The sequence below is a fragment of the Peptoniphilus harei genome (assembly GCF_900454685.1).
Taxonomy (GTDB): Bacteria; Bacillota; Clostridia; order Tissierellales; family Peptoniphilaceae; genus Peptoniphilus_A; species Peptoniphilus_A harei.
The window spans coordinates 331,067-355,041 of the sequence record NZ_UATM01000032.1; the positions used below are offsets into that span (position 1 = coordinate 331,067).

Annotated in this window: 23 protein-coding genes and 1 riboswitch; of the genes, 3 read left to right on the forward strand and 20 right to left on the reverse strand. The window is 35.7% G+C overall.

Features of this window, described 5'->3' with window-relative positions; genetic code table 11:
- Nucleotides 1–9 precede the first annotated feature (9 nt).
- The 12 genes from gctB to metG all read right to left on the reverse strand — a co-directional run bounded on the left by gctB (nt 10) and on the right by metG (nt 10,052).
- Nucleotides 10–807, reverse strand: a complete 798-nt coding sequence (gene gctB / locus DRZ96_RS02980) for a glutaconate CoA-transferase subunit B (RefSeq protein ID WP_112889521.1) — start codon at nt 805–807, stop codon at nt 10–12.
- A complete protein-coding gene (gene gctA / locus DRZ96_RS02985) occupies nt 807–1,778 on the reverse strand; it encodes a glutaconate CoA-transferase subunit A (RefSeq protein WP_112889522.1) in 972 nt (323 codons plus the stop codon). Before gctA ends, gctB begins: the two co-directional genes overlap by 1 nt.
- A 72-nt stretch (nt 1,779–1,850) precedes the next feature.
- On the reverse strand, nt 1,851–2,987 hold the full coding sequence (locus tag DRZ96_RS02990) for a sodium ion-translocating decarboxylase subunit beta (protein ID WP_112889523.1): 1,137 nt from the start codon (nt 2,985–2,987) through the stop codon (nt 1,851–1,853).
- 18 nt (nt 2,988–3,005) lie between these two features.
- Complete coding sequence (locus DRZ96_RS02995; protein WP_112889524.1) at nt 3,006–3,440, reverse strand: biotin/lipoyl-containing protein; 435 nt, start codon at nt 3,438–3,440, stop codon at nt 3,006–3,008.
- A gap of 42 nt (nt 3,441–3,482) precedes the next feature.
- Nucleotides 3,483–3,797 carry an OadG family protein gene (locus DRZ96_RS03000; RefSeq protein ID WP_112889525.1) on the reverse strand — a complete coding sequence of 105 codons (315 nt, stop codon included), beginning with the start codon at nt 3,795–3,797 and terminating at the stop codon, nt 3,483–3,485.
- 790 nt (nt 3,798–4,587) lie between these two features.
- Nucleotides 4,588–5,154, reverse strand: coding sequence for a manganese efflux pump MntP (locus DRZ96_RS03005; protein ID WP_112889526.1), 567 nt, complete (start codon nt 5,152–5,154; stop codon nt 4,588–4,590).
- A 73-nt stretch (nt 5,155–5,227) separates the two neighbouring features.
- Entirely contained in the window at nt 5,228–5,455 is a 228-nt protein-coding gene (locus tag DRZ96_RS03010) for a glutaredoxin family protein (protein WP_070699939.1), read from the reverse strand.
- Nucleotides 5,456–5,573: 118 nt separating this feature from the next.
- Nucleotides 5,574–5,924, reverse strand: a complete 351-nt coding sequence (locus tag DRZ96_RS03015; RefSeq protein ID WP_112889527.1) for an ArsR/SmtB family transcription factor — start codon at nt 5,922–5,924, stop codon at nt 5,574–5,576.
- A gap of 7 nt (nt 5,925–5,931) precedes the next feature.
- The gene (gene rsmA, locus DRZ96_RS03020) at nt 5,932–6,783 is read right to left on the reverse strand and encodes a 16S rRNA (adenine(1518)-N(6)/adenine(1519)-N(6))-dimethyltransferase RsmA (protein WP_112889528.1); all 852 of its coding nucleotides are present in this window, start codon (nt 6,781–6,783) and stop codon (nt 5,932–5,934) included.
- A complete protein-coding gene (gene rnmV / locus DRZ96_RS03025) occupies nt 6,776–7,327 on the reverse strand; it encodes a ribonuclease M5 (protein ID WP_112889529.1) in 552 nt (183 codons plus the stop codon). Before rnmV ends, rsmA begins: the two co-directional genes overlap by 8 nt.
- Complete coding sequence (locus DRZ96_RS03030) at nt 7,324–8,088, reverse strand: TatD family hydrolase (protein WP_112889530.1); 765 nt, start codon at nt 8,086–8,088, stop codon at nt 7,324–7,326. The genes rnmV and DRZ96_RS03030 overlap by 4 nt, the downstream gene beginning before the upstream one ends.
- Nucleotides 8,089–8,096: 8 nt before the next feature.
- Nucleotides 8,097–10,052: a methionine--tRNA ligase gene (gene metG / locus DRZ96_RS03035; protein ID WP_112889531.1), complete on the reverse strand. Its 1,956-nt coding sequence runs from the start codon at nt 10,050–10,052 to the stop codon at nt 8,097–8,099.
- Between the two features lie 251 nt (nt 10,053–10,303).
- Between metG and DRZ96_RS03040 the strand changes: the two genes are divergently transcribed.
- Nucleotides 10,304–11,293: a YeiH family protein gene (locus DRZ96_RS03040; protein ID WP_070699945.1), complete on the forward strand. Its 990-nt coding sequence runs from the start codon at nt 10,304–10,306 to the stop codon at nt 11,291–11,293.
- Between the two features lie 136 nt (nt 11,294–11,429).
- On the opposite strand, the gene DRZ96_RS03045 is transcribed toward DRZ96_RS03040, so the two are convergent.
- From DRZ96_RS03045 to DRZ96_RS10495, 7 genes are all read right to left on the reverse strand, one after another.
- Nucleotides 11,430–12,161 (reverse strand): amino acid ABC transporter ATP-binding protein, encoded by a 732-nt coding sequence (locus DRZ96_RS03045; protein WP_112889532.1) that lies wholly within the window; start codon nt 12,159–12,161, stop codon nt 11,430–11,432.
- Between the two features lies 1 nt (nt 12,162).
- A complete protein-coding gene (locus DRZ96_RS03050) occupies nt 12,163–12,933 on the reverse strand; it encodes an amino acid ABC transporter permease (protein WP_112889533.1) in 771 nt (256 codons plus the stop codon).
- A gap of 15 nt (nt 12,934–12,948) precedes the next feature.
- Nucleotides 12,949–13,803, reverse strand: a complete 855-nt coding sequence (locus DRZ96_RS03055; RefSeq protein ID WP_112889534.1) for a transporter substrate-binding domain-containing protein — start codon at nt 13,801–13,803, stop codon at nt 12,949–12,951.
- A gap of 106 nt (nt 13,804–13,909) precedes the next feature.
- Nucleotides 13,910–14,079, reverse strand: a riboswitch (Lysine riboswitch).
- A gap of 528 nt (nt 14,080–14,607) precedes the next feature.
- Nucleotides 14,608–16,395: an S-layer homology domain-containing protein gene (locus DRZ96_RS03060; RefSeq protein WP_112889535.1), complete on the reverse strand. Its 1,788-nt coding sequence runs from the start codon at nt 16,393–16,395 to the stop codon at nt 14,608–14,610.
- Between the two features lie 266 nt (nt 16,396–16,661).
- Nucleotides 16,662–19,244, reverse strand: coding sequence for an ATP-dependent chaperone ClpB (gene clpB, locus DRZ96_RS03065; protein WP_112889536.1), 2,583 nt, complete (start codon nt 19,242–19,244; stop codon nt 16,662–16,664).
- Nucleotides 19,245–19,286: 42 nt separating this feature from the next.
- On the reverse strand, nt 19,287–20,207 hold the full coding sequence (locus DRZ96_RS03070) for a DnaJ C-terminal domain-containing protein (RefSeq protein ID WP_112889537.1): 921 nt from the start codon (nt 20,205–20,207) through the stop codon (nt 19,287–19,289).
- A gap of 80 nt (nt 20,208–20,287) precedes the next feature.
- On the reverse strand, nt 20,288–20,455 hold the full coding sequence (locus DRZ96_RS10495) for a hypothetical protein (RefSeq protein ID WP_172605452.1): 168 nt from the start codon (nt 20,453–20,455) through the stop codon (nt 20,288–20,290).
- A 189-nt stretch (nt 20,456–20,644) separates the two neighbouring features.
- Here DRZ96_RS10495 and DRZ96_RS03080 point away from each other — a divergent pair, with 189 nt between their 5' ends.
- On the forward strand, nt 20,645–21,547 hold the full coding sequence (locus tag DRZ96_RS03080; protein WP_236587220.1) for a gamma-glutamyl-gamma-aminobutyrate hydrolase family protein: 903 nt from the start codon (nt 20,645–20,647) through the stop codon (nt 21,545–21,547).
- 284 nt (nt 21,548–21,831) lie between these two features.
- Here DRZ96_RS03080 and DRZ96_RS03085 read toward each other — a convergent pair whose 3' ends face one another.
- Nucleotides 21,832–23,184, reverse strand: a complete 1,353-nt coding sequence (locus tag DRZ96_RS03085) for a hemolysin family protein (RefSeq protein WP_112889540.1) — start codon at nt 23,182–23,184, stop codon at nt 21,832–21,834.
- Nucleotides 23,185–23,343: 159 nt separating this feature from the next.
- Here DRZ96_RS03085 and DRZ96_RS03090 point away from each other — a divergent pair, with 159 nt between their 5' ends.
- Nucleotides 23,344–23,952: a DUF4230 domain-containing protein gene (locus DRZ96_RS03090; RefSeq protein WP_112889541.1), complete on the forward strand. Its 609-nt coding sequence runs from the start codon at nt 23,344–23,346 to the stop codon at nt 23,950–23,952.
- Nucleotides 23,953–23,975: the final 23 nt, after the last annotated feature.

Here is a 23,975-nt window from a genome sequence, read left to right on the forward strand (position 1 = left end):
CCTCCTATATTATTCTTCAACAGGCTTCTTTATGAAAGCTTCGCCTGGGTCTATTTCTTCTCTGATTAATTTAATTACATCTTCGTCTGGTGCTTCAAGTTCAACTGCACGAGATACGTCAATGTCAAATCCAGTGTTTTCGATTACATCTTCTGGAGATGAAGATGGATAATATCCTGCAAGATACATTCTCTTAGTTTCTTCATCGAATTTTAAGATACCCTTATCAGTTACAACCATTTGTGGTCCAACATTTTCAGGAATACCTACTCTAGTTCTTCCACCAGGGCCGTCGATCCAACCTGGAGAAGTGATGTAGTCGATTTTATCCATGAATCTTCTCTTTTCGTGTTGCATCATGATAATTGTGTTTACATAAGTTGCAATACCGTTAGCTCCACCAGATCCTGTGAATCTTGTCTTAGGGTGGTGGTAGTCACCGATTACTGTAGAGTTAACATTTCCGTATGGGTCGATTTGAGCTCCACCGATAAATGCGATCATTCTCTTCTTGTCGTGTTTCCATTCGTTAGCTTGGAATCCAACGTATGTTGCGTTTGTCCAGTGAACACCACAGTGTGCCATAAATCTGTTGTCACCAACTGATCTTGGAACTTCGATTGGATCACAGTCCATTAGTCCTGATTCTACGATTAGGTAGCAGTTAGGAGCATAAACTGTCTTTGCAAGAGAAGCACCAATTAGTGGTAGTCCTGTACCTACAATTGCGATTTGACCATCTTTAATTTGTCTTGCAATTGTAACTGCTTGCATTTCTTTATTAGTATAGTTGTCGTATCTAGCCATTATTTTTCTTCTCCCTTCTTTAGTACGTCAGTTGCGTATCCAAATCCTGGAACATCCTTAAGTCCAATTACTCTAGTTGCGCCTAGTTTGTTAAGGTATGCATCGTGATCTTCAACTCCGTACACCCATTCGTCTAAGAATGCATTGAAATCTTCTTCTGTCTTTGATTTAACATTGTACATCTTGTAGAAATCAGCATCATAGTCGTAGTATTTGTAACATTGTGAAGGGTGAGCTCCAAATGGTGCGTGAACTACTGCGTCAACACAGAATCCTGGAATCTTGTTTTCGTCAGCATTGAATTTCTTAATGTATTCGTCACTTACAAGTTCTTCGCAAGTTACAATAACTTTTCTTGCTGCGATTGCAATGTCAACGTCGTGGAATGTGTTTCCAAGAATTCTTGTAGTTCCATCTGGAGAAGCCATTTGTACGTGAATTACTGCAGTATCAATTTCTGGAACTGGTGCTGCAACTAATTTTTCACCTTTTTTGAATGGGTTTTCAACATAGATGAATTTGTCATCTGGAAGTTTGTCGATTTTTTGTCTTTCTTCTTTAGAAATACCCCATTCGTCTACTAAACTTGAACCCATCATAAGTCTAACTGGTAGGTATGGAAGTCCAAGTGCAGCTGCGTGAATTCTTTGCATTTCAACGTCTTGAGAGTAGTCTTCCATTAGAAGTTCTCCCTTTTCAACTGCTGCTCTAAATCTTCTTGATACGTTTGTATATCCTGAGTTAGCAGTGTAGCAATTTATGTATGCTTTCACTCTGCCAGCTCCAATTAGTGTGTCCCAGTCCCCTCCTGCAGGTCCTGCTTCAACGATAAAGTCCTTTTGTCCTTGACGTAGGATTTCGTTTACTGCTGCGTAAGGCTTTCTGTTTGTTGTGAATCCCCCAAAAGAGATTACGTCGCCATCTTCAACATATTTTGCTATGGCGTCTTTAAGATTCATTACTTTACTCAAGTTAAAACCTCCTTATTGTTCCATATATAACTTGATTGCATAAATATTCAGCTCACGATGGAGCTGAATGAATTAATGACTAAATAGAATTAAGAATGTACCTGCTGCTACGGCTGAGCCAATAACTCCCGCAACGTTAGGTCCCATTGCGTGCATTAGTAAGAAGTTAGTAGGATTGTATTTTCTACCTTCAACTTGTGAAACACGCGCTGCCATTGGTACTGCTGATACACCAGCTGATCCAATTAGTGGATTAATTTTTCCACCTGTTGCTACATATAAAATTTTACCAAATATAACACCGCCTGCTGTTGCAAAACAGAACGCTAAAAGTCCAAGAGCAATAATTTTAATTGTTGCTGGTTGTAGGAAAGTTGTTCCGTCTGCTGTAGCTCCTACTGTTACACCAAGCATGATAGTAACAATGTTCATAAGAGCATTTTGTGCAGTGTCTGATAATCTATTAACTACTCCAGATTCCTTAAATAGGTTTCCAAGCATTAGCATACCAAGAAGTGGTGCTACGTCTGGAAGAAGTAGTGATGTGAAAAGTACAACTACAACTGGGAAAATTACCTTTTCTAGTTTAGTTACTTTTCTTAGTGATGTCATAACTGTTTTTCTTTCTTTTTCAGTAGTAAGTGCCTTCATAATTGGCGGTTGAATCATAGGGATAAGCGCCATGTATGAATAAGCTGCTACTGCTATTGGTGCAAGTAGGTGTGGTGCTAGTTGTGATGTAGTAAAGATAGCTGTTGGGCCGTCTGCTCCACCTATAATAGCAATTGATGCTGCTTCTGGACCTGTAAATCCAAGTTTAACAGCAATAATAAAGGCAACATAAATACCAAATTGTGCTGCTGATCCTAGAATAAGTGAAATAGGATTTGCAATAAGTGGACCGAAGTCAGTCATTGTACCAACACCCATAAAAATTAGACATGGGAATAGGTTGGACTTAACACCGTTATACATAATAGCTAGAACACCTGAAGATTGCCAAGGGTCTGCCACATCCATTAGGCCTGCTAGTGGTAAGTTTCTTAAAAGCATACCAAAGGCAATAGGAAGAAGTAATAGTGGTTCGTATTCTTTTTTAACTGCTAAATAAATTAATATGAAGGATACGATAAACATTACGACATTTTGCCATTGCAAGGCTGCGAACCCTGATTCGGCCAGTATTCCCTGTAATGTTTCAATTAACATAAGTTTTTGACCTCCCTATTATTGTACACTTGCTAGTACTGCGTCAGTATCTACTGTTTCTCCAGCTTTAACATTAAGTGTTACTTTACCTGCACATGGAGCTACGATTTCGTTTTCCATCTTCATAGCTTCAAGAATAAGAATTACATCTCCTTCTGCCACTGTATCTCCATTGTTAACATTAACTTTAAGAACAGTTCCTGGCATTGGTGCTACAACATCTCCTGCTCCGCCTGCTGGTGCTGCTGCTGGAGCTGCAGGTGCTGGTGCCGGTGCTGCAGGAGCCGCTGGTGCTGCTGGAGCTGGTGCAGGTGCTGCTGCTTGAGGAGCTGGTGCTGCTGGAGCTGCAGGTGCTGCTGTTAGTGATGCTGGTGTAAGTGATGCATATCCTCCACCAACTTTTTCAACTTCTACTTCAAAAACTTTTCCATCTACTTTAACTTGATATTTCATTAATTTCTCCTTTTCATAAATAATAGAATAATTTAAAATAATTTATTTCTTTTCGTTTATAGATACGATTCTAAAACTTTCAACTTTCGATCTTTCTTCCATGCTGATTGCTCCAACTATTGCTGCTAAAAGTGCAGGGTCCATTGAGTTATCAACTGGTGCTGCTGCTTTTGGTTGAGCCTTTTTAGCTCCTTGACTTGATTTTTTATCGTCTTCCTTACCTTGTATAGCTCCCACTACCTTAGTAATAACAACAATTGCTATTAATAAAGATATAAGAGCCAAGAAAACTACGCATAAACCTGTCAACGCTACTCCAAAGGCTTCCCCAAGGGTAAGACTAACATCTCCTAACATTATCACACCTCCCCAAGTGGTTTCATATTACGGAATCCATTCCAGCTTTTAGGAATATTATAACAAAGACCTTTAATTAATTCAATTAAAAAACTCTATGTATCATCGATTAATCAAAATCTTTTGCAAATTAATTATACATTAAATATTAATCAAAATAAAGGAAAGCCTTTTTAGGAAAATTCATAAGTTGAACAAATTTTAAATATTTTTAATTATTGATTACATTTGTTAAAAAAAGATTTAATTATAATTTATTTTCTCTTAAATTTTTATTTTATAGGCAAAATCTTTGACTAAGTGAAAATTCAAAAAATTTATTTTATCCTTTATCATATTGAAATCTGAAAATCTTATCTTTTTGTAAATTTTAATTGTCTTCTGATCTTTTTCTTTTTTCTTTCTATTATTTATAGATTATTTTTGCTTTTTATTGATTAAGCTTTGAATTTTTGATAAATTTTTTTTAATTTTAATTTACTTACTCCTCGTGAGTTTGTTTTATGCCTTTAATTCTCATAAAACTTTTTTCACAAAATGATTTTGAATTTTAATAAGATTGCTAGTGGCAAATTTTTTGATGTGTCACCAGTAAACTATAAAGTTTCAATAATTTGTAACTTCATAAAAATTTGTAAAGTTATAAAACTTTATGACTTTATAAAAAATTTTGAACTTACAAAAATCTGCAAGATTTAAAATAAAAATTCTCAACAAAAAAAACTCCCAAGATTATCTTGGAAGTTCTCATCATAATATTATTTTAAATTTTTCTATTAATGTATACTTTTTATAAGGTAAGTAAGCCTAGGTGTTCCACTAAAATTTTTGTCCCCAATAAAATCAAGATTACTCCACCTGCAACTTGGGCCTTGTCCTTTAAGGCTATGCCAAAGAACTTTCCTATTTGAACCCCAGCAAAGGAAATTATAAAAGTTGTAAGCCCAATCACTAGGACTGCAAGAGAAATTCTTATTTTTAAAAAGGCAAAGGAGACTCCAACTGCCAAGGCGTCAATGGAAGTTGCAATAGCAAGCATAAAAAGATTTTTTATGTCAAGCCTATCTTCTTCCACAGGACAAGTCTTGTCTCTCGCCTCTCTTATCATGTTAAGTCCAATTAGCCCAAGAAGGACAAAGGCAATCCAGTGATCCATTGCCTGAAGTTTCTCTGCAAAGATAGACCCTAGTTGATATCCAATAAGAGGCATAAGTCCTTGGAAGACTCCAAAGAAGAGGGCTATCACAAGGGACTTCTCAAGAAAGTTTTTCTTAATTGCAAGCCCCTTACAAATGGCTGCTGCAAAGGCATCCATGGAAAGGCCCACTCCTATTAATAATACTGAAATAAAATTCATCTACACCCACCAATCATCACTTGTCACAAAAAAATAGATGCCGCAAAGCATCTATTTTTATCTTATTTTAAAATTATTTTAGCAATTCGTCTAATCTAGCCTTGTCGAATCCAACGATTTGTTCGTCGTCAACGCAGATTACAGGAACTCCTGTATATCCCATTGCCATTAATTCTTGTCTTGCTTCCTTGTCTGTTTGCACATTTTTTTCTTCAAAGGCAACTTCCTTATCCTTAAGATAGTCTTTTGCCATTGTGCAATAAGGACAAGTGTTACTTGTATATACTGTTACTTTACTCATTTTTATTCCTCCTCATTACAATTTCATTATACTCCAAGGTCCTTTATAAAATCAAACCTTTTGACTTTCTTCTATAATAAATAACTTTTATAAGGTTTTATAAATTTTTATCTAAAAGCTACAACTTATGCTCAGCATGTTCTAGTCCATCCTTAAAAATGCAGAGGACGTGATCATCATCTAGGGAATAGTAGGCCCTTCTCCCGCGTCTCTTTACCTTGATTAGGTTTTGGGACCTAAGTAGGGCAAGTTGATGGGATATTGATGACTGGCTCATGCCAAGTAGTTCAGAAATATCGGATACGCATAGGGGACCCTTCATCAAGGCATAAATAATTTTTATCCTTGTTGGGTCTGACAGGGCCTTAAAGATTTGGGATAAGTTACTTATTAACTTTTCTTTCTCATTGAAACTAGATATATCCGTCTGAACTTCTTCAGGAATATCATCTATAAAATTGTCCTTCATAGTTCTCTTACCCCACACTTTTAAAGTTAACACTTAATACGATAAATTCTTCTAGGCTGAGGGTCTCTGCCCTTCTTCCTCCATCAATTCCACTGAGCTCAAGGGCTCTTTTTATTTCATCCTTGCTATAAGAAAGTCCTGAATTGGAAAAAGAGTTTATCAAAGTCTTTCTCCTAGTGGTAAAAGCTGCCCTAACTATTTTAAATAAGAAGTCTGTATCAAGGTCTTCTCTTTCCTTCATCTTTAAGTTGACAACTGCGGAGTCAACATTGGGCTTTGGCATAAAAACTGAGCTAGGCACTTGGAACTTGTACTTGCAGTCTGTGTAATAATTTATAAAAACTGAAAGTGATCCATAGTCCTTGTTACCAGGTTGTGCTGCTAACCTCTTTGCAACTTCCTTTTGAACCATTACTGTTATAGAAATTAAATTAACCTTTGATAAAATCAACTTTTCTATAATTGGTGTGGTCACATAATAGGGAAGGTTGGCAACGACCTTAAAACCCTCGTCACCAAATTCTTCTTCAGCTATTTTTTTGAGGTCAAGGTCTAAAAAGTCTCCGTAAATTACCTTTACATTGTCTATGTCTAAGGTTTCCTTGTGAAGTTCTCTTAACTTTTCGTCAATCTCAACTGCCAAGACTTTTTTTGCCCTTAGGGCCAACTCCTCTGTCATTGTTCCAACTCCTGGACCAATTTCTAGGATGTTGTCATCTTCAGTGATTTCTGCTGCATCAGCAATTTTTCTTACAATATTTCCATCTATTAAAAAGTTTTGTCCCAGAGACTTTGTAAATCTAAAGCCATACTTGGAAAGAATTTCTGAAAGTTTGCTGGGTTTATATAATCTATCTATGGGAGTTCACTTCCTTCATAGCCTCTTCAAATTCTTCCCTTGTTATGCCAAAGGAATTTAATTTGCTAAGAGTCTTTTTTCCATTTCCATATCCTATTTTTAGGATTTCAGAAAGCATTTCACGTCTACTGCTTGCATCATCAGAGTTTATTAGGTCGTTCTTTATTAAGTCAGCCATGGTAAATTCTGTTGATTTTTCTGCTTTTGTTGCCCTTGCAGCCTTTAGGGCCTTTAGGATTTCTTCTGGAGATGCATTTTCAACTCCAATGTCCCCATGCTTTGTAGAGACCCTTTGGGAAAGGTAGGCATGCTTGGCAGTGGGAATTTCATCAGCGATTCTCTTCCTAATTTGTGATCCAACATAGTCAGAGTCTGTGAAAATTATTATTCCCTTCTTATTGTCCATTTCCTTTAAGAGATTTATTAATTTTCTTCCGAAAGCAAAGCCGTGAGTGGTTATAATTTCTGCATCAACTGCCTTTTTAATGGCAATTTCATCATCACGACCCTCTGCGACAATTACTTCTTTAATTGTCATCTTCATATTCCAAAAAACCTCTTTGTATTTTCTGCCGTTATCTTTTCCACTTCTTCTGGGTCAATTTTCCTTAGGTCTGCAATGTATTGGCAGACAAACTTAACAAGCTTAGGCTCATTTCTCTTGCCCCTGTGTGGAACAGGTGTCATGTAAGGACAGTCTGTCTCAAGTAGGAGCCTATCAAGTGGGACCTTCTTTGCAACTTCCTTTGGAGTCTTGGCGTTCTTAAAGGTAACAGCACCACCTAGGGCAATGTAGTCTCCCATCTTCACATACTCTTCCATCATCTCAACTGATTGGGAGAAGCAGTGGATTAAGGCTGTAAATTCATATTTTTCGTGAGCCTCTTTTAAGATGTCAAAGGTATCCTTAACTGCATCACGAGAGTGGATGACAATATTTTTGCCAAGTCTTGCCGCAAGTTCAATTTGTCTTTTAAAGACTTCCTTTTGCACATCTCTTGGAGAGTTGTCGTAGTAATAATCTAAACCAATTTCTCCAATTGCCATGACTTTTTCATTTTTTGAAAGTTCAATTAACCTTTCTTCAACCCCATCATCATAAGTCTTTGCCTCATGAGGGTGGACTCCAATGGCTGCATAAATATTTTCATACTTATTTGCAAGTTCCACCGACCTCTCAGATGATGGGAGGTCAGAAGAATTATTTATTACAAGTTCTATTCCATTATCGCCTAGGCTCTTGATTAGGCTATCTCTATCTTCATCAAAGGCCTGATCATCTAGGTGGACATGTGAATCTATCATCTTTTCTCCTAACTAATTTTTGCTCCTGATTTAAGGTCAGCTAAAGTTGATGCAAGGCTTAGGTTCTTTTCATCATCTTCTGCTGCAAGAATCATTCCCTTGGATTCAACTCCTCTTAACTTAATTGGCTTTAAGTTTACAATCATTAGGACCTTCTTGCCAATTAAATCTTCTTTTTTGTAGTAGTCCTTGATGCCAGATACAACTTGTCTATCCATGTCACCAACTTTTAATTTTAAAACAAAAAGTTTGTCAGCATTTGGATGGTCTTCCACATCAACAACTTCAGCCACTCTTATATCAAGTTTGTCAAAATCATCTATAGTAACTTCTTCTTTTATATCTTCTTTTTCTTCCTTATTTTCTTTCATAATTCTTGACTCTAATAGGGCTATGTTTTCTTCATTAAATCTTTCAATTTCAGCTTCTATATCAAGTCTTGGGAAGATAACTTCTCCCTTCTTAACCTTAGTTCCATCAGGAAGTAGACCAAATACTCTCGAATCTTCCCAGTTAATTTTTTCATCAAGGCCAAGTTGCTCCCTAATCTTAAGTGAAGTTTCCTTGATAAATGGATAAATTAGAACAGAAACAATTCTCAAACTTTCGGCCAAGTTATATAAAACAGTGTTTAGCCTGTCTTTCTTGTCTTCATCCTTTGCAAGCTTCCAAGGTTCTGTTTCGTCAACATACTTGTTAGTCCTTCTTATTAACTTCCAAATTGATTCTAGGGCAACAGAGAATTCATAGTGTTCCATTGCTTTTTCAACATTATCTACAACGGAAACTGCAAGATTCTCTAAATCGTCATCAACATCTTCCCTTACACCCATGTCCTCGATTACTCCGTTGTTGTACTTGCCAACCATGGAGACAGTCCTTGAAAGTAGGTTACCAAGGTCATTGGCCAAGTCAGAGTTAAGTCTTTGCATGAATTTTTCTATATTAAAGGATCCATCAGAACCAAAGGAGAATTCACGAAGTAGGAAGTACTTAAGAGCGTCAACTCCGTAAAGCTTGATAATTGGTTCAGGGTAAATAACATTTCCCTTGGACTTACTCATCTTGTCGTTGTCAAATAAAATCCAACCGTGACCAAATACCTTGTCTGGTAGAGGTAAATCTAGAGCCATTAAAATTGCTGGCCAAATAATTACGTGGAATCTGATGATTTCCTTTCCAACAAAGTGGACACCAGCTGGCCAATAGTCATTGAATTTTTCCTTGTCAGTTCCGTAACCAATTGCAGTCAAGTAGCAAGTTAGGGCATCAATCCAAACATAGACAACGTGTTTTGGATCAAAGGGAACTTTAACTCCCCAGTCAAAAGTTGACCTTGAAACAGAAAGGTCTTCAAGTCCACTTTCTCCTTCAAAAAAGTTTCTAACCATTTCATTTTTTCTAAAAGCTGGCTCAATAAACTCTGGGTGGTCTTCGTAATATTTTAAAAGTCTGTCCTTGTATTTAGAAAGTCTAAAGAAGTAGGACTCTTCATTAGTAAGTTCAGTTGGTCTGCCACAATCTGGACAAGTGTGACCTTCACCTAGTTGAGCTTCAGTCCAGAAGGATTCACAAGGTTTACAATAATATCCCTCGTATTCGCCCTTGTAGATGTCTCCCTTGTCATAGAGCTTTTGGAAGATCTCTTGGACATCCCTTTGGTGGTTCTCATCAGTTGACCTAACAAAGTAATCGTAGTCAATATCCATAATTTCCCAAAGCTTTTTGATATTTTTAACAATTCCATCAACATAAGCCTTTGGCTCCATGCCAAATTCCTTAGCCTTATCTTCTATTTTTTGGCCGTGTTCATCAGTACCAGTAGTAAAGAAAACATCGTAACCTTGCATTGTCTTAAATCTCTTTACGCAATCAACTGCCACAGTACAATAAGTGTGACCAATGTGAAGATTGTCACTTGGATAGTAAATTGGCGTTGTGACATAAAATTTTTTATTACTCATAAAACCTCCATAAAAAAACCCAATCCACTGGGATAAGGTCTTGGCATAAACTGTCAATATTCCGATAAATTTCTACATATATTAGAATAATTATAACTGAATAAGACTATAAAATCAATTTCAAGGTCTAATTTATCAACTTCTACTTAGTCCATAAAATAATTTTATATGCCAAATTTTTTATCTTGTTGTATAATAGATACTTGTTTCATAAATTATTTTTATAAATAAATTTTAATCAGGAGGTTATTATGAATAAAAATTTACTTAAGGGCCTAATTTTTTCTGGCCTTATTGGTCTTGTTGCCTACTTCTTAGGCAAGAGCTTTCCACTTGTTGGTGGACCTGTCTTTGGTATCTTACTTGGAATTATTTTAAATAATTTTAAAAGACCAGAGTCCTTTGAAGCTGGAATTAAGTTTACATCCAAAAAAGTTTTGCAATACGCCGTAATCCTTTTGGGTTTTGGACTTAATCTTGGAGAAATTATTGTTGTTGGTAAGTCATCACTTCTTATAATTCTCTCAACAATTTCCACTGCCTTAATTATTTCCTTTGTCGTTGCAAAAATTCTAAATATTGATTCCAACATCGCAACTCTTGTTGGTGTTGGCTCATCAATTTGTGGTGGATCTGCCATTGCTGCAACTGCACCTGTTATCAATGCAAAGGATGAGGATGTTGCAACTTCTATTTCTGTAATATTTTTGTTTAACATCATCGCCGCTCTAATCTTCCCAACTCTTGGGGTTAAGCTTGGCATGACTCACACAGGCTTTGGCATGTGGGCAGGAACTGCTATTAACGACACATCTTCTGTTGTGGCAGCAAGTGGAACTTGGTCAACTATGTTTAATGACGACACAGCTCTTAACTATGCGACAATTGTAAAATTAACAAGGACTCTTGCCATTATCCCAATCACTCTTGGTCTTGGCATTATAAAGTCAAAGGAAAGTACAGAAAAAGTTAGCGTTCTTAAAACTTTCCCAACTTTTATCCTCTTCTTCCTTCTTGCATCAATTATCACAACTGTCCTTCCATTACCTGACTCCTTCTTGTCAGCTATGAAGTTCTTGTCAAAGTTCTTTATAATTATGGCAATGTCAGCTATTGGTCTTAACACAGACCTTAAAAAATTAATTTCTCAAGGTGGTAAGGCAATCATAGAAGGTGCTCTTTGCTGGATAGGAATTATTTGTGTCAGCTTGTTTATGCAACACTTATTACACATTTGGTAAGATTTTTATAATTTATTTTGCAGCCTTAAGAGGCTGCTTTTTTTGTGGAATTCTTTCTATATAAATTAAAGCTTATAAAGATTAAAATAGTCTTATAAAAATAGCAAAAAAATAAAGGCCCTCTCGAGCCTTTTCTTTATAAAACCATGGACAAAAATTCCTTTGCCCTTTGTGTCTTTGGATTTGTGAAAAATTCTTTTGAGTCTTCGTCTTCTGCTATGACTCCCTTGTCCATAAAGAGGACCCTGTTGGACACGTCTCTTGCGAAACCCATCTCATGAGTCACAACAAGCATTGTGAGTCCCTCTTCTGCCAAGTCCCTCATAACATTTAGGACTTCTTTTACCATCTCTGGGTCAAGAGCCGATGTTGGCTCGTCAAAAAGTAGAACTTCAGGATTCATGGAAAGGGACCTTGCTATTGCCACCCTTTGCTTTTGTCCACCAGATAGGGATGTTGGTCTTGCGTCTCTAAAGGGATACATGCCAACTTTTTCAAGGAATTGGTCTGCAATCTTAACTGCCTCATCGCGAGACCTCTTTAGGACCTTGACTTGTCCTATTACACAATTTTCAAGTACAGACATGTTGTTAAAGAGGTTAAAGGATTGAAAAACCATTCCAACTTTTGTCCTGTAATTATTAATAGAAGAATTTTCTTCTAGGATGTTTTCTCCGTGGTATAAAATCCTTCCAGAGTCTGGTTCTTCCAAGAGGTTGATGCATCTTAAGAGAGTCGATTTACCTGATCCAGATGAACCAATTATTGAAACAACTTCGCCCTTTTGGACCTTAAAATTTATTCCCTTTAAAACTTCATTTGCTCCAAAACTTTTTTCCAAGTTTTCTATTTCAAAAATATTGGCCATCTCACACCTCTTCCTTTACTTCTATAACTTCTGCTGTTGATTGTGATCCGTAAATCTTATAAGATCCATCTCCGTCTAACTTCTTCTCAACAAGCTTCATAATTTGACTCACACTTACTGTTAAGACTAAATAAATTAAGGCTGTTATGAAGAAGACTTCGAAGTATCTAAGATAAGTTCCTGCAGCTGACTTTGAAATGAAGAATAGTTCTGAAACAGAAATTACATTAAGAACTGAGGAATCCTTGATGTTTACAATAAATTCATTTCCAACTGAAGGGATAATATTTCTCACAGCTTGAGGAAGGACAACTTCCGTCATTGTTTGCCAATGAGTCATTCCAATGGAAAGGGCTCCTTCAGTTTGTCCCTTGTCTACAGAAATAATTCCACCTCTTATTATCTCTGCCATGTAAGCTCCTGTGTTTACAGAAACTATAATTAGGGCTGAAGGCATAGCTGCCATATTTAAATTAAAATATTGAAGGGATCCGTAATAAAACATCATGGCTTGAACCATCATTGGAGTTCCCCTGATTACTTGGATATAAATACTAATGATGACATTTAAAACCTTTAGGCCCACCCTCTTAAATGCAGATGACTTTTTATTTACTTTTGTCGTTCTTACTATTGCGATTAAAAGACCTATTAAAAAACCAATTAAAGTACCCACAACGGCAATTATAATTGTATTAATAGTCCCCTCAATAAAGAGGGGGCCATATTCTTTTAATAAAAATCCAATCCATCCAAAAAAACTACTTGGCATATTTATCTCCTATACTTATTCACCTAGGGGTTGGTTAACAACCGCTTCTTCCATTATGCTTTGTCTTTCATCTTCAGAAATTTTTGAAAGAGCTTCGTTTACTTGGTCAAGAAGTTCTGTGTTTCCTTTTTTAACTCCTACTGCAATTGATGTGTCTTCAACAGAAGTTTGGAATCCATTAGCTTCATCAAATTCAACAAAAGTTAAGTCGTCATTTGCTGCTACAGCTGATAGGGCTCCAGGTCTTTCAGAAATGTAACCGTCAATCTTTCCACTTCTAAGAGCAACTATCATTGCTGGGAAAGTTTCAAGAGCAGTTGATTTGTTTACGCCTTCCATTTGATCAATAACATCGTAGTGGAAAGTGTTAAGTTGACCAGTTATATTTGCTCCTGCAAAATCATTTATGTTTTTTGCATTAACAAGAGGAGAGTCTTTTTTAACAACAACTACAAGGTCTGATGTGTAGTAAGTGTCAGAGAAGTCAAGAGTTTCCTTTCTTTCTTCAGTTGGACTCATGCCTGCTATAATAAGGTCGATTTTTCCAGATGTAATAGCTGGAGTAAGACCATTCCATTCAGTTTTTACAATTTCAAGATTTTTGTCCATGGACTCAGCAATTTTCTTTGCGATTTCAACGTCGTATCCACCAGCATATCCACCTGCTGCAATTGCATAGCCGTGTTCTTCACCAGTTTGTGTCCAGTTAAATGGAGCGTAGTCACATTCCATTCCAACTCTTAATGTGTCTGAGTCAGCTGGTGCAGCAGCTGATCCCCCATCACCCTTTGGGTTACAAGCTGTTAAAAGCATTGTTCCTGCTATAGCTCCAACTAGTAGTAATCTTCTTGCGTTTCTTCTTAAATTCATGATATACCTCCGTAAAAATCTTCGGTAACTATCAAAAAGTAATAAAAAAAACAGTTTGGGAAATCCAAACTGTTAAAATGTCTAATTATGTAAGACAAAGTATTTAACCTTAGATAGCTCCCCACTAAATCGTGACAGTCATGCAAATGTTGTTTGCATGCCCAGCATATTATCTGTTACCAATAATACACTTCGGCGAAATCTCCTTTCATCTCCCTTCATCGCATGGTCTTGCTCTGAGAGATTACTGATAGGTCCCGCGCCTCTATCGTATTTTTCAATACAATTTATTTAATTGTTTCATCAATTATATAGGGGGGATTTTTAAAAGTCAAGGACAATTTTAATTTTCTTGAAAAATTATTATGAAGTCTTGCTTTTTTATTACAAGAAAAATCTAGCTAAGATTGATAAATGAATCTTTAGACATGTTTTATTAATTTGTAAATATTTCTATAATTTTTCATCAAATTTCTTTAAAATTTATCTCTTTTTAATTTTTCGTGACTTTTAAAATCTTGTAATCCTTAGATCTTTTGTAAAATCATAAAAATTTATAAGGTCACAAATCTTTTTGAAGTAACATTTTTTTATTAAGTTACAGATTTTTGTAAGTTCATAAATTTTTATGAGTTTACATTTTTTTCGCACTTCATAAAAATTCTTTAATTATTAAAATTTTATTAATTAAAAGTTTTTTAGAACTTTATAGTTTTTTATCAAGTCAATAATTCTTACCTACCAAGAAACTTTTGAAGGCAATAAAAAAAGGCTCCCCTAAGGGAGCCCGTAAATTTTTTATTTTTATTTCCACATGTCAACTTCTGAAGTTGAGTTTAGTCTTTCTCTATCGTGAGTGTTTGCTGCGTCAAGAATGTTGTAGTAAGCCCAGAAGCTTTCATTAACATCAGAGAACTTGTTAAGTGATGAAGTGTTCACATTGTTAAGTGAGTTCTTGTTTGTGTTTCTGTTAAATACAGAGTTTAGGATTGTAACAGCTTCTGCTCTTGTGATCTTAGCATTTGGTTTGAAAGATCCATCTGGGTAACCAGTAACATTTTTGTTGCCGTAAAGTTTGTCAATTGCATCCTTTGCCCAGTGGTCCTTAACATCTTGGAAGTCTGATGATCCAGCTTTTTCATTTTTGATGTAGCCAGAGATCATTTGTGCAAATTCTGCTCTTGTGATGCTGTCATTTGGTTTAAATGTTCCATTAGGGTAACCAGAGATTAGTCCCTTGCCAACAACATAGTTAACTGCCTTTGAGTACCAATCGTCGCTTGCATCGGAGAACTTTGTTGCTTGGCTTGTTCCAAAGTTTGTTCCACCATTTAGAAGTGTAGCAAACATTTGAGCTGCTTCTGCTCTTGTTACATTTGCTTGTGGCTTAAATGTTCCATCTGGATATCCCTTGATGTAAGAAATTGCCTTAACTTCTTCTACTGCATTTTTTGTTACCTTGTATTCAATCTTAGTGATGTTTTTGTCCTTATCTTTGGCTTCAAGTTTAATTGTTTCGCCGGCGATTAGGGCTCTATCTAAGAAAGCTGTGAATACTCCAGCGTTATTTACATAAGTGTTGGAGATTTTTTTGCCAGATGCGTCATAAACTGTGATTTCATCATCAGTGTTTGCAGTACCCTTTACAAGTTTTTGTCCTTCAAGGGCTTCTGTAACTTTGAATTTTTTATTTTCAACTTCTTTTTTATCAGTGTAGAATCTTAGGTCGTCAAGGTCTCTTCTGTCTATACTTTTATTAAGTGATATTGAGAAGAATCCATCCTTGTTGGCTCTTGCTTTTCCTAATTCTTCGCCATCAAGGTAAACTGTAATATAATCAAAAGCGTGATTCTTTACAGTTCCTGTTAAAACTCTGCCTACAATATTTAGGCCTGTAGCGTCAACTCTTGTTCCCTTGATATTTTTGTAGTTGTCATTTTTAACTTCTACACTTCTTGAAGTACGATCTCCATCATCAGCAAAAATAGTTACACTTTCGCCTTCTTTGATGTCGTATTTTATTGAAAATTCACCATTCTTATCAGCTTTTCCAATAGATCTCTTGCTTCTAAATTCTTTATAATAATTATCTTGAACGTAGATTTCAGCATAAGCTGATGTTTCACCCTTGATGTGTTTTCCATCGTATCTTACATTTCTAAGAGTGATGTTTCCATGTTTTTTTTCTTCTTTTCTGTTAATAACATCAAAGTTAATTTTAATATCCTTCACAGAATTATCTTTAAATTTTACTCTTATTGTTTCACTTCTTTTTCCAGTTGAATCATAACTATAGTAGTTTTCTCCTACAACTGTTGCTCCTTCAGGAAGCTTCAAATTCTTAATATAATATCTGTCACCTTTTTCAATAGTAACATTTATATCTGATAAATCATTTTTTTGAGCTTCTGTTCTATTATCTACAGGTGGAGTTTCTGTTTCTGGTTTTGCTGGTGTTGATACTTCTGGTTGATTTGCTGTTGGGCTTCCATCACCATTTCCTTCTACTTCCGCAAAAGCAGATACTGGGATTGATGCTGCTAAAACTCCTGCTAAGGCTAGGGTTAAATATTTCTTGCTATATGGTTTCATTATAAATTTCCTCCTAAATTAAAATATAAAATATTTTTATACTTCTTAATTCATACTATGTTACTGAGTTTAAATCCTTTTTGTGATAGGAATGTGATAACTTAGAGGTTTTTATTAGATTTAATCTTTTCTTAACAATTTGTAATTTTACGGAAATAATTTTTTCTATTAAAAAAACTAATAAGTCCCTAAGTTTTTGCTAAAAATTCACCTAATTCCAATCACAAAATTCTAAAAAAAGGACCTGCCTAAGCAAGTCCTTATATTTATTTTACTTTGACAGACAAGTCGTCTGCTTCTACTTCAACAACAATTGTGTCGCCGTCCATTACGTCGCCCCTAATAATAAGCTTAGAGATAATTGTTTCAAGCTTGTGAGAGATATATCTCTTAACAGGTCTTGCACCGTATTGTGGGCTAAAGGATGCGTTCAAGATAAAGTCCAAGGCACCATCTGTAACTTCGATGTGGATGTCTCTATCTCTTAGTCTCTTTTCAACCTCTTCAATACTCTTTTTGATGATGCCATAAATCTCACTTCTTTGAAGTGGTTTGAATAAGACAATTTCATCAACCCTATTGAGGAACTCTGGCCTAAAGGATGCCCTTAAATCAGCCATTACATTTTCTCTTGCATCTTCTTTGATCTTGCCATCTTCATCGATTCCATCAATCAAGAAGTGAGATCCAATGTTTGATGTCATTATAATAACTGTATTCTTAAAGTCCACAGTCCTTCCTTGGTTGTCAGTAAGTCTACCATCATCAAGGACTTGTAACAAGATGTTAAATACATCTGGGTGGGCCTTTTCGATTTCATCAAATAGGATTACTGAATATGGTTTTCTCCTTACTGCTTCAGTAAGTTGTCCACCTTCATCGTAACCTACATATCCTGGAGGAGATCCCACAAGTCTTGACACGGAGTGTTTTTCCATGTACTCGGACATGTCAATCCTTATTAGGTTTCTCTCGTCATCGAAAAGTGTTTCTGTAAGTGCCTTGGCTGTTTCAGTTTTACCAACTCCAGTTGGTCCCAAGAAGATAAAGGAACCTATTGGTTTGTTTTGATCTTTTAGTCCAGCCCTTGCCCTTAAAACTGCGTCAGACACAAGTTCAATTGCCTTGTCTTGACCAATAACCCTCTTGTGGAGGATGTCTTCAAGACCAAGTAATTTATCTCTTTCAGTCTTATTTAATTTTTCAACAGGAATTCCTGTCCACCTGCTAACTACATAGGCGATTTCATCTTCTGTTACTTCTTCCTTCACCATAGATGACTCGTCCTTTGTAGATGTCTTTTCTCTTTCTGCAAGTTCTTCCTTTAACTTTGGAAGAGTCCCGTATTTTAATTCAGAAAGTCTTTCTAAGTCGTAATTTCTTTCAGCTTCCTCTATGGCGTGGTTGGTTTCTTCGATTTTCTTCTTGATATCCTTTGTTGAATCAAGTTCCTTCTTTTCTGCCTCCCACTTTGATTTCAACCTGTCAAACTCTGCCTTTTCTTCAGAAAGTTCGCCTTGAAGTTTTTTAAGTCTTTCAGCACTTGCTTCATCAGTTTCCTTTTTAAGGGCTTGATTTTCTATTTCAAGTTGCAAAATTCTTCTTCTAACTTCATCAATTTCTGTTGGCATAGAGTCGATTTCTGTCCTAAGCATTGCACAGGCTTCGTCCATTAAGTCAATTGCCTTGTCTGGCAAGAACCTGTCACTTATATATCTATCGGACAAAGTTGCTGCAGCAATAACTGCTGGGTCAGAGATCCTAATTCCGTGGTAAATTTCATATTTATCTTTAAGACCACGAAGGATTGCAATAGTATCTTCAACACTTGGTTCATTTACCATAACCTTTTGGAATCTTCTTTCAAGAGCAGGATCCTTTTCGATGTACTTTCTGTACTCGTCAAGAGTTGTTGCTCCAATAGCGTGAAGTTCGCCACGAGCAAGCATTGGCTTTAAAAGGTTAGATGCGTCCATGGCACCGTCAGTCTTGCCTGCTCCCACAATATTGTGGATTTCGTCGATAAATAAAATTATATCTCCATCAGCCTTTAAGACTTCGTTTAAGACAGCCTTTAATCTTTCTTCGAACTCACCACGATATTTGGCACCAGCAATTAGGGCACCCATATCAAGAGAAAAGACAGTTTTATTTTTTAAGCCTTCTGGCACGTCTTCAGAGACAATTCTTTGGGCAAGTCCACCAGCTATGGCAGTCTTACCAACTCCAGGAGGACCAATTAAAACTGGGTTGTTCTTAGTCCTACGAGATAATATCCTGATTACATTACGAACTTCTTCATCACGACCAATAACAGGGTCAAGCTTGCCTTCACGAGCAAGTTCAGTTAAGTCTTGGCCATATTTCTTTAGAGCGTCATAAGTTCCCTCTGGGTTATCAGTTGTTACGTGTTGGTTGCCCCTGATTTTCTTAAGGGCATTTAAAAATCCATCAGCATCAATCTTGTTCTTATTAAAGACAGAAGAAGAGTCAGTCCCCTTCATATTTAAAAGGGCAAGGTAGATGTGTTCAACAGAAAGGTAATCGTCGCCCATCTTTTCTTTAAAGCCCTCTGCCTTTTGGAAAAGGTCTCTATAAGAAGAGTCGGCATAAACTTCTGCACCTGATTGTTTTGGAAGTCTTTCAATAACCTTTAAGACCTCACTTTTTAACATATCAGGGTTTTTATACATATATGTCAAGACCCTAGGAATAAGGCCTTCCTTATCATTTAAGAGGGCGTAATTGATGTGAATTTCTTTTACCTCTGGATTGCCGTATTCCTTCGCAATATTGTAGGCGCCTTGAACGGCTTCAAGGGATTTTTGAGTAAATTTTTCAAAATTCATATAAACACCTCATTTATTATTTATTTAATCAATTTAATCTTGTTATTTACTTAATTTTTCTAATTCCTTATATAGTTTTACTTGTTCTTCAGTTAATTCTTCAGGGTTCACAATGTTAAATACCACATAGAGGTCACCTAAGTTTCCCTTTAGGTCCTTAAAACCCTTGGAAGGAATCCTCATCTTGTTTCCACCAACAAAACCTTCTGGTACCTTTAACTTGAGTTTGCCGCTGAGACTCTCAACAGTCTTAGAAGATCCAAGGGCAGCTTCCCATGGATAGATGTCCACAGTCCTAGTCACATCAAGGCCATCAAGAGCAAGATTTTTTTCATCTTTGATGTTAATCTTGAACAAGATGTCGCCAGGAAGACCAAACTTTTCTCCCCTTACCTTGACCTTCTTGCCCCTAGTGATTCCAGCAGGAACCTTGACAGCAATGTCATATTCCTTTTGCTTGTAAGTTAGGGAAACATTTTTTGTCACACCAAGAAAGGCTTCCTTAATAGAAATAGAAAGTTCAGATTCAAATTTATTCCTAGCCTTCTTTTGACTCCTTCCCCTTCCCTTAGAAGAGAAATCTCCGAAGATGTCATTTATGTTAAAACCACCAGAGAAGTTGCCGCCAGACTTAGATGAGCCAAAAATTGTTTCAAAGAAGTCTGAGAAATCTGCACCGCTTCCTCCTGTGGTATAAGTATAACCATATTGAGAAGGGTCAAAATCATAACCAGATGAAAAATCATAATTAGATCCAAAAGTATCATATTTTTTTCTCTTGTCAGCGTCAGACAAGACCTCGTAGGCCTCAGAAACTTCCTTAAACTTTTCTGCAGCTACCTCGTCGCCTTGGTTGACGTCAGGATGATATTTTTTCGCAAGCTTTCTATAAGCCTTCTTTATCTCCTTTTCATCTGCATCTTTAGAAACTCCAAGGATTTCATAATAATCTTTGTATTTCAAAATCTTACCTCCTCATATATATAAACATTTAATCTCTATCTATTTATATCCCAATAAAAAATATTGCAACATAATAGAAATTAATTAAATGGAATAAAATTAAGATTTTTATTTAATTTCATCTTTGGATTTATTTCCATTTCCATTTCCATTTCCATTTCCATTTCCATTTCCATTTCCATTTCCATTTCTGTTTCTGTTTCTGTTTCTGTTTCTGTTTCTGTTTCTGTTTCTGTTTCTGTTTCCATTTCTGTTTCTGTTTCTGTTTCTGTTTCTGTTTCTGTTTCTGTTTCTGTTTCTGTTTCTGTGAAATTAAGATAAAAATCATGGTCAAATTTAGTTTGACTATCTTTGACTATCTAAATTATACAACATCATTAGCACTCTTGCAAGTAGTCTGCTAATTTATTTTCAAAAATTTTTATTGTTTTATTTTTATGAAAACGTTATACTGTAAATGTAAGGCTAGAAAGTTATATTTTAGAGAGGAGTATGACATGAAGAAATTTAACATTAAAAAAATCGCTATCTATTTAACTTTTTTACTTGTATCAATGTTAATCTTTACTGCTTGTAGTGATAAAAATAATGTAGACGGTCCTACAATTGCAGTTTCTTGGTCAACTGATGAAGTTGATAAAGATTCAAAAGATAAAGTAGATATAGACACTCAAATGTATGCTGATGCTTTAAGAAAAGCTGGTGCAAATGTTGTGTTTCTTAATGAAATGAAATCTCTTGAACAAGCTAAAGAAGAAATCAAAGATGTTCAAGGTGTTGTTATAACTGGTGGAGATGACTTGAATCCTGCTTTATACAACGAAGAACCAATTCCTACTTTAGAAGATATCAATCCACGCAGAGATGAATCCGATGTATTTTTACTTAAGGCTTTATTAGAAGAAGATAAGCCTACAATAGCAACTTGCAGAGGAATGCAACTAACTAATATTTTATCAGGCGGAACTTTATATCAAGATATAATAGTTCAAAATCCAACTGACATAGTTCACAGAGATCCAAACAAGGAAATTTTTGTGAAACACGAAATAAATGTATTCCCTGACAATATCTTAGCTGAAGGTTTCGGAAAATCTGGTAATGTAGAAGTTAACTCTTGGCATCATCAAGCAGTTAAAGATCTGGGAGAAAACTTAGAAGTCTTGGCAGAAGCTTCTGATGGTACTATCGAAGCAGTAAAAAGAACTGACAAAACATATTTCTTATGTTTGCAATTTCACCCTGAAGCAATGATAATGGAAGATAATAATGAAGATGCGTTAAATCTTTATAAAACTTTCATCGCAAAAGCACAAGAATTATCAAAAGAAGAAAAATAATTTTATTTTTCTAGTTTTACTAAAGATTAGGGGAGCGAATAAGCTCCTCTTTTTTTATAAATTTTTAAATTTAACAAAATATTTTTAAATTTATTATTGTCTTATTCGTATTACTATGTTAAACTGATAACAGATTATTTAATACACTTTTTTAATTAAATTCCTTTTACTCGCCGAGATTATCTCGGCAATTTTTTTTGCCATTTTTTAGTCTATAAATTTTTTAGCTCTATAATTTCCAATAAAATCCCATCAAAAAAACAGGCCCTAGGACCTGTTAATTTTTATGAATTGAATTCTTTGTATTCTCTTTTGGCTTCTTCTTGTTCTTCTGGTATAACTTTGATGCTGGCTTTTATTATTCTTTTTTCTGCTACTGCTAGCTCTGTCAAGATGCAGCCTCCTGTCTTGACGCTAAGTTTTTTCTTTTGTTTTTCGTCTGGTATAAAGCCAAGTTTTTCTATTATCAAGCCAGAGATTGTCTCGTGATTTTCTGAATATAGGGATAGACCAAGGGCGTCGTTTATGTCTTCTATGTCCATGGATCCGTCTACTATATACTCGTTTTCGCCAATTTTTTCTACGCTGTTGTCTTCCTTGTCGTACTCGTCTTCGATTTCTCCAACTATTTCTTCTACTATGTCTTCTACTGTCACCATGCCTGAGAATCCTCCATACTCGTCAATTAGGATTGCTACATAGTTTTTTGATGCTTGAAGCTCTTTTAGGAGCATGTCAATTTTTTTTGTTTCTGGTACATAGTAAGGGGACTTTATGCAATTATCCAAGTTTATGAACTCGTAATTATTTTTTGCGTATTCAACAAAGAGGTCTTTGATGTAGACTGTTCCCAGTATATTGTCTGTGTTCTCACGATAGACGGGCATCCTTGAGTATCCCATCTTCAAGACTTCTGTTATTGTTTCTGTTGTGAACTCGTCATAATCCAGCATATAGATGGAAGTCCTTGGTGTCATTATTTCGTAGGCCAACTTGTCGTCGAAGTCCATTATATTAACTATCATTTCTTCCCCAGCTGAGTTTATTACTCCTTGTTGGGTTGAAACTTTTATATAGGATTTTAATTCTTCTTCTGAAATTTTTTCCTCTACATCTTCTGAATATTTTCCCATAATTTTTAATACTAATACTGTTGAAACTGAAAGTAATTTTACAAAGGGATAAAATATCTTTGATGCAAAGGCAATTGCACCTGATGATTTTAGGGCAACTCTTTCTGAATTTTGTAGGGCAATTCTCTTTGGCACTAGCTCTCCAAAAACAAGTGTTATATAGGACAGGATAAGTGTCACCAAAATAAAGGCTATAGTTCCGCCATAGGGTATCCCATATCCTCTCAAGAATTCTCCTAATACTTTTGATATAGATGTTGCTGCAGATCCAGATGAGAAAAATCCTGCCAAGGTTATTGCTACTTGGATTGTGGATAAAAATCTTGTTTGATCTTGTGATATATCCATAAGGGTCTTGGCCCTCTTATCTCCTTCTTCTGCCAATTCTTTTATCTTGTTGTTGTTTACTGAAACCATTGCCATTTCAGCTGATGCAAAGAATGCGTTTATGCTAGTTAGTATTGCTATTAATAAGAGCTTAGCCCACAAGGCGCCATCGTCCATAAAATCTTCCTCCATTATCTTTTTGCTTAATTATATCAGAGAATTTATATTTATGACAATAAAATAGTAAATCTTGTCAATGTTTTTTAGCTAATTTCTAAGGTTTAGGATTTTTTTCCCGTGGTAAAAATTATTTATAGACTAAAATGGAGGTTTTAGATGAAAAAAATTAAGAAAATCATTATTATAATTTTACTTATTGGTCTCGCCCTCTTTGCTGCTTTCTTCTATGGGAAGAAGCAAATGAAAAGCGAGATGGAGCCAGAGATCACTTCTAGCTTGATTTACAACAAGTTAGTTTCTGCCAAGGAGCTGACAACTTTAAAGTACCACTATACAAACATGGGCCACTTTGAAAATCAAAATACTTTTTACGGTTACAAGGTCCCCTTCACTTCTAAGGAGTTCATCGTATCTTATGAAGGGATAATAAATGCTGGCATTGACCTTAACAAGATGAAGGTTGATGTTGGAGACAAGTCTATCGAAGTTAGGATTCCAGCCGCAGAGATTTTGAGCCATGAAATTTATGAGGACTCTCTAAAGGTTTATGATGAGAGGGAATCTATTTTTAACAGGATTGACATCGAGGACTACAACGACTTCTCCAAGGACCAAAAGTCTGAGATAGAAAAGAAGGCAATAAAAAAAGGCCTCTTAAAGGAAGCTGATGAAGAATCTAAAAGGGCAATTGAAGAAATTCTTATGGGCGACACAATTTTAAGCAAGTACGACATAAAAATCATAAGAGACGAAAATTTGAAATAAAAAAGAAGGGTATTCAAGATGAA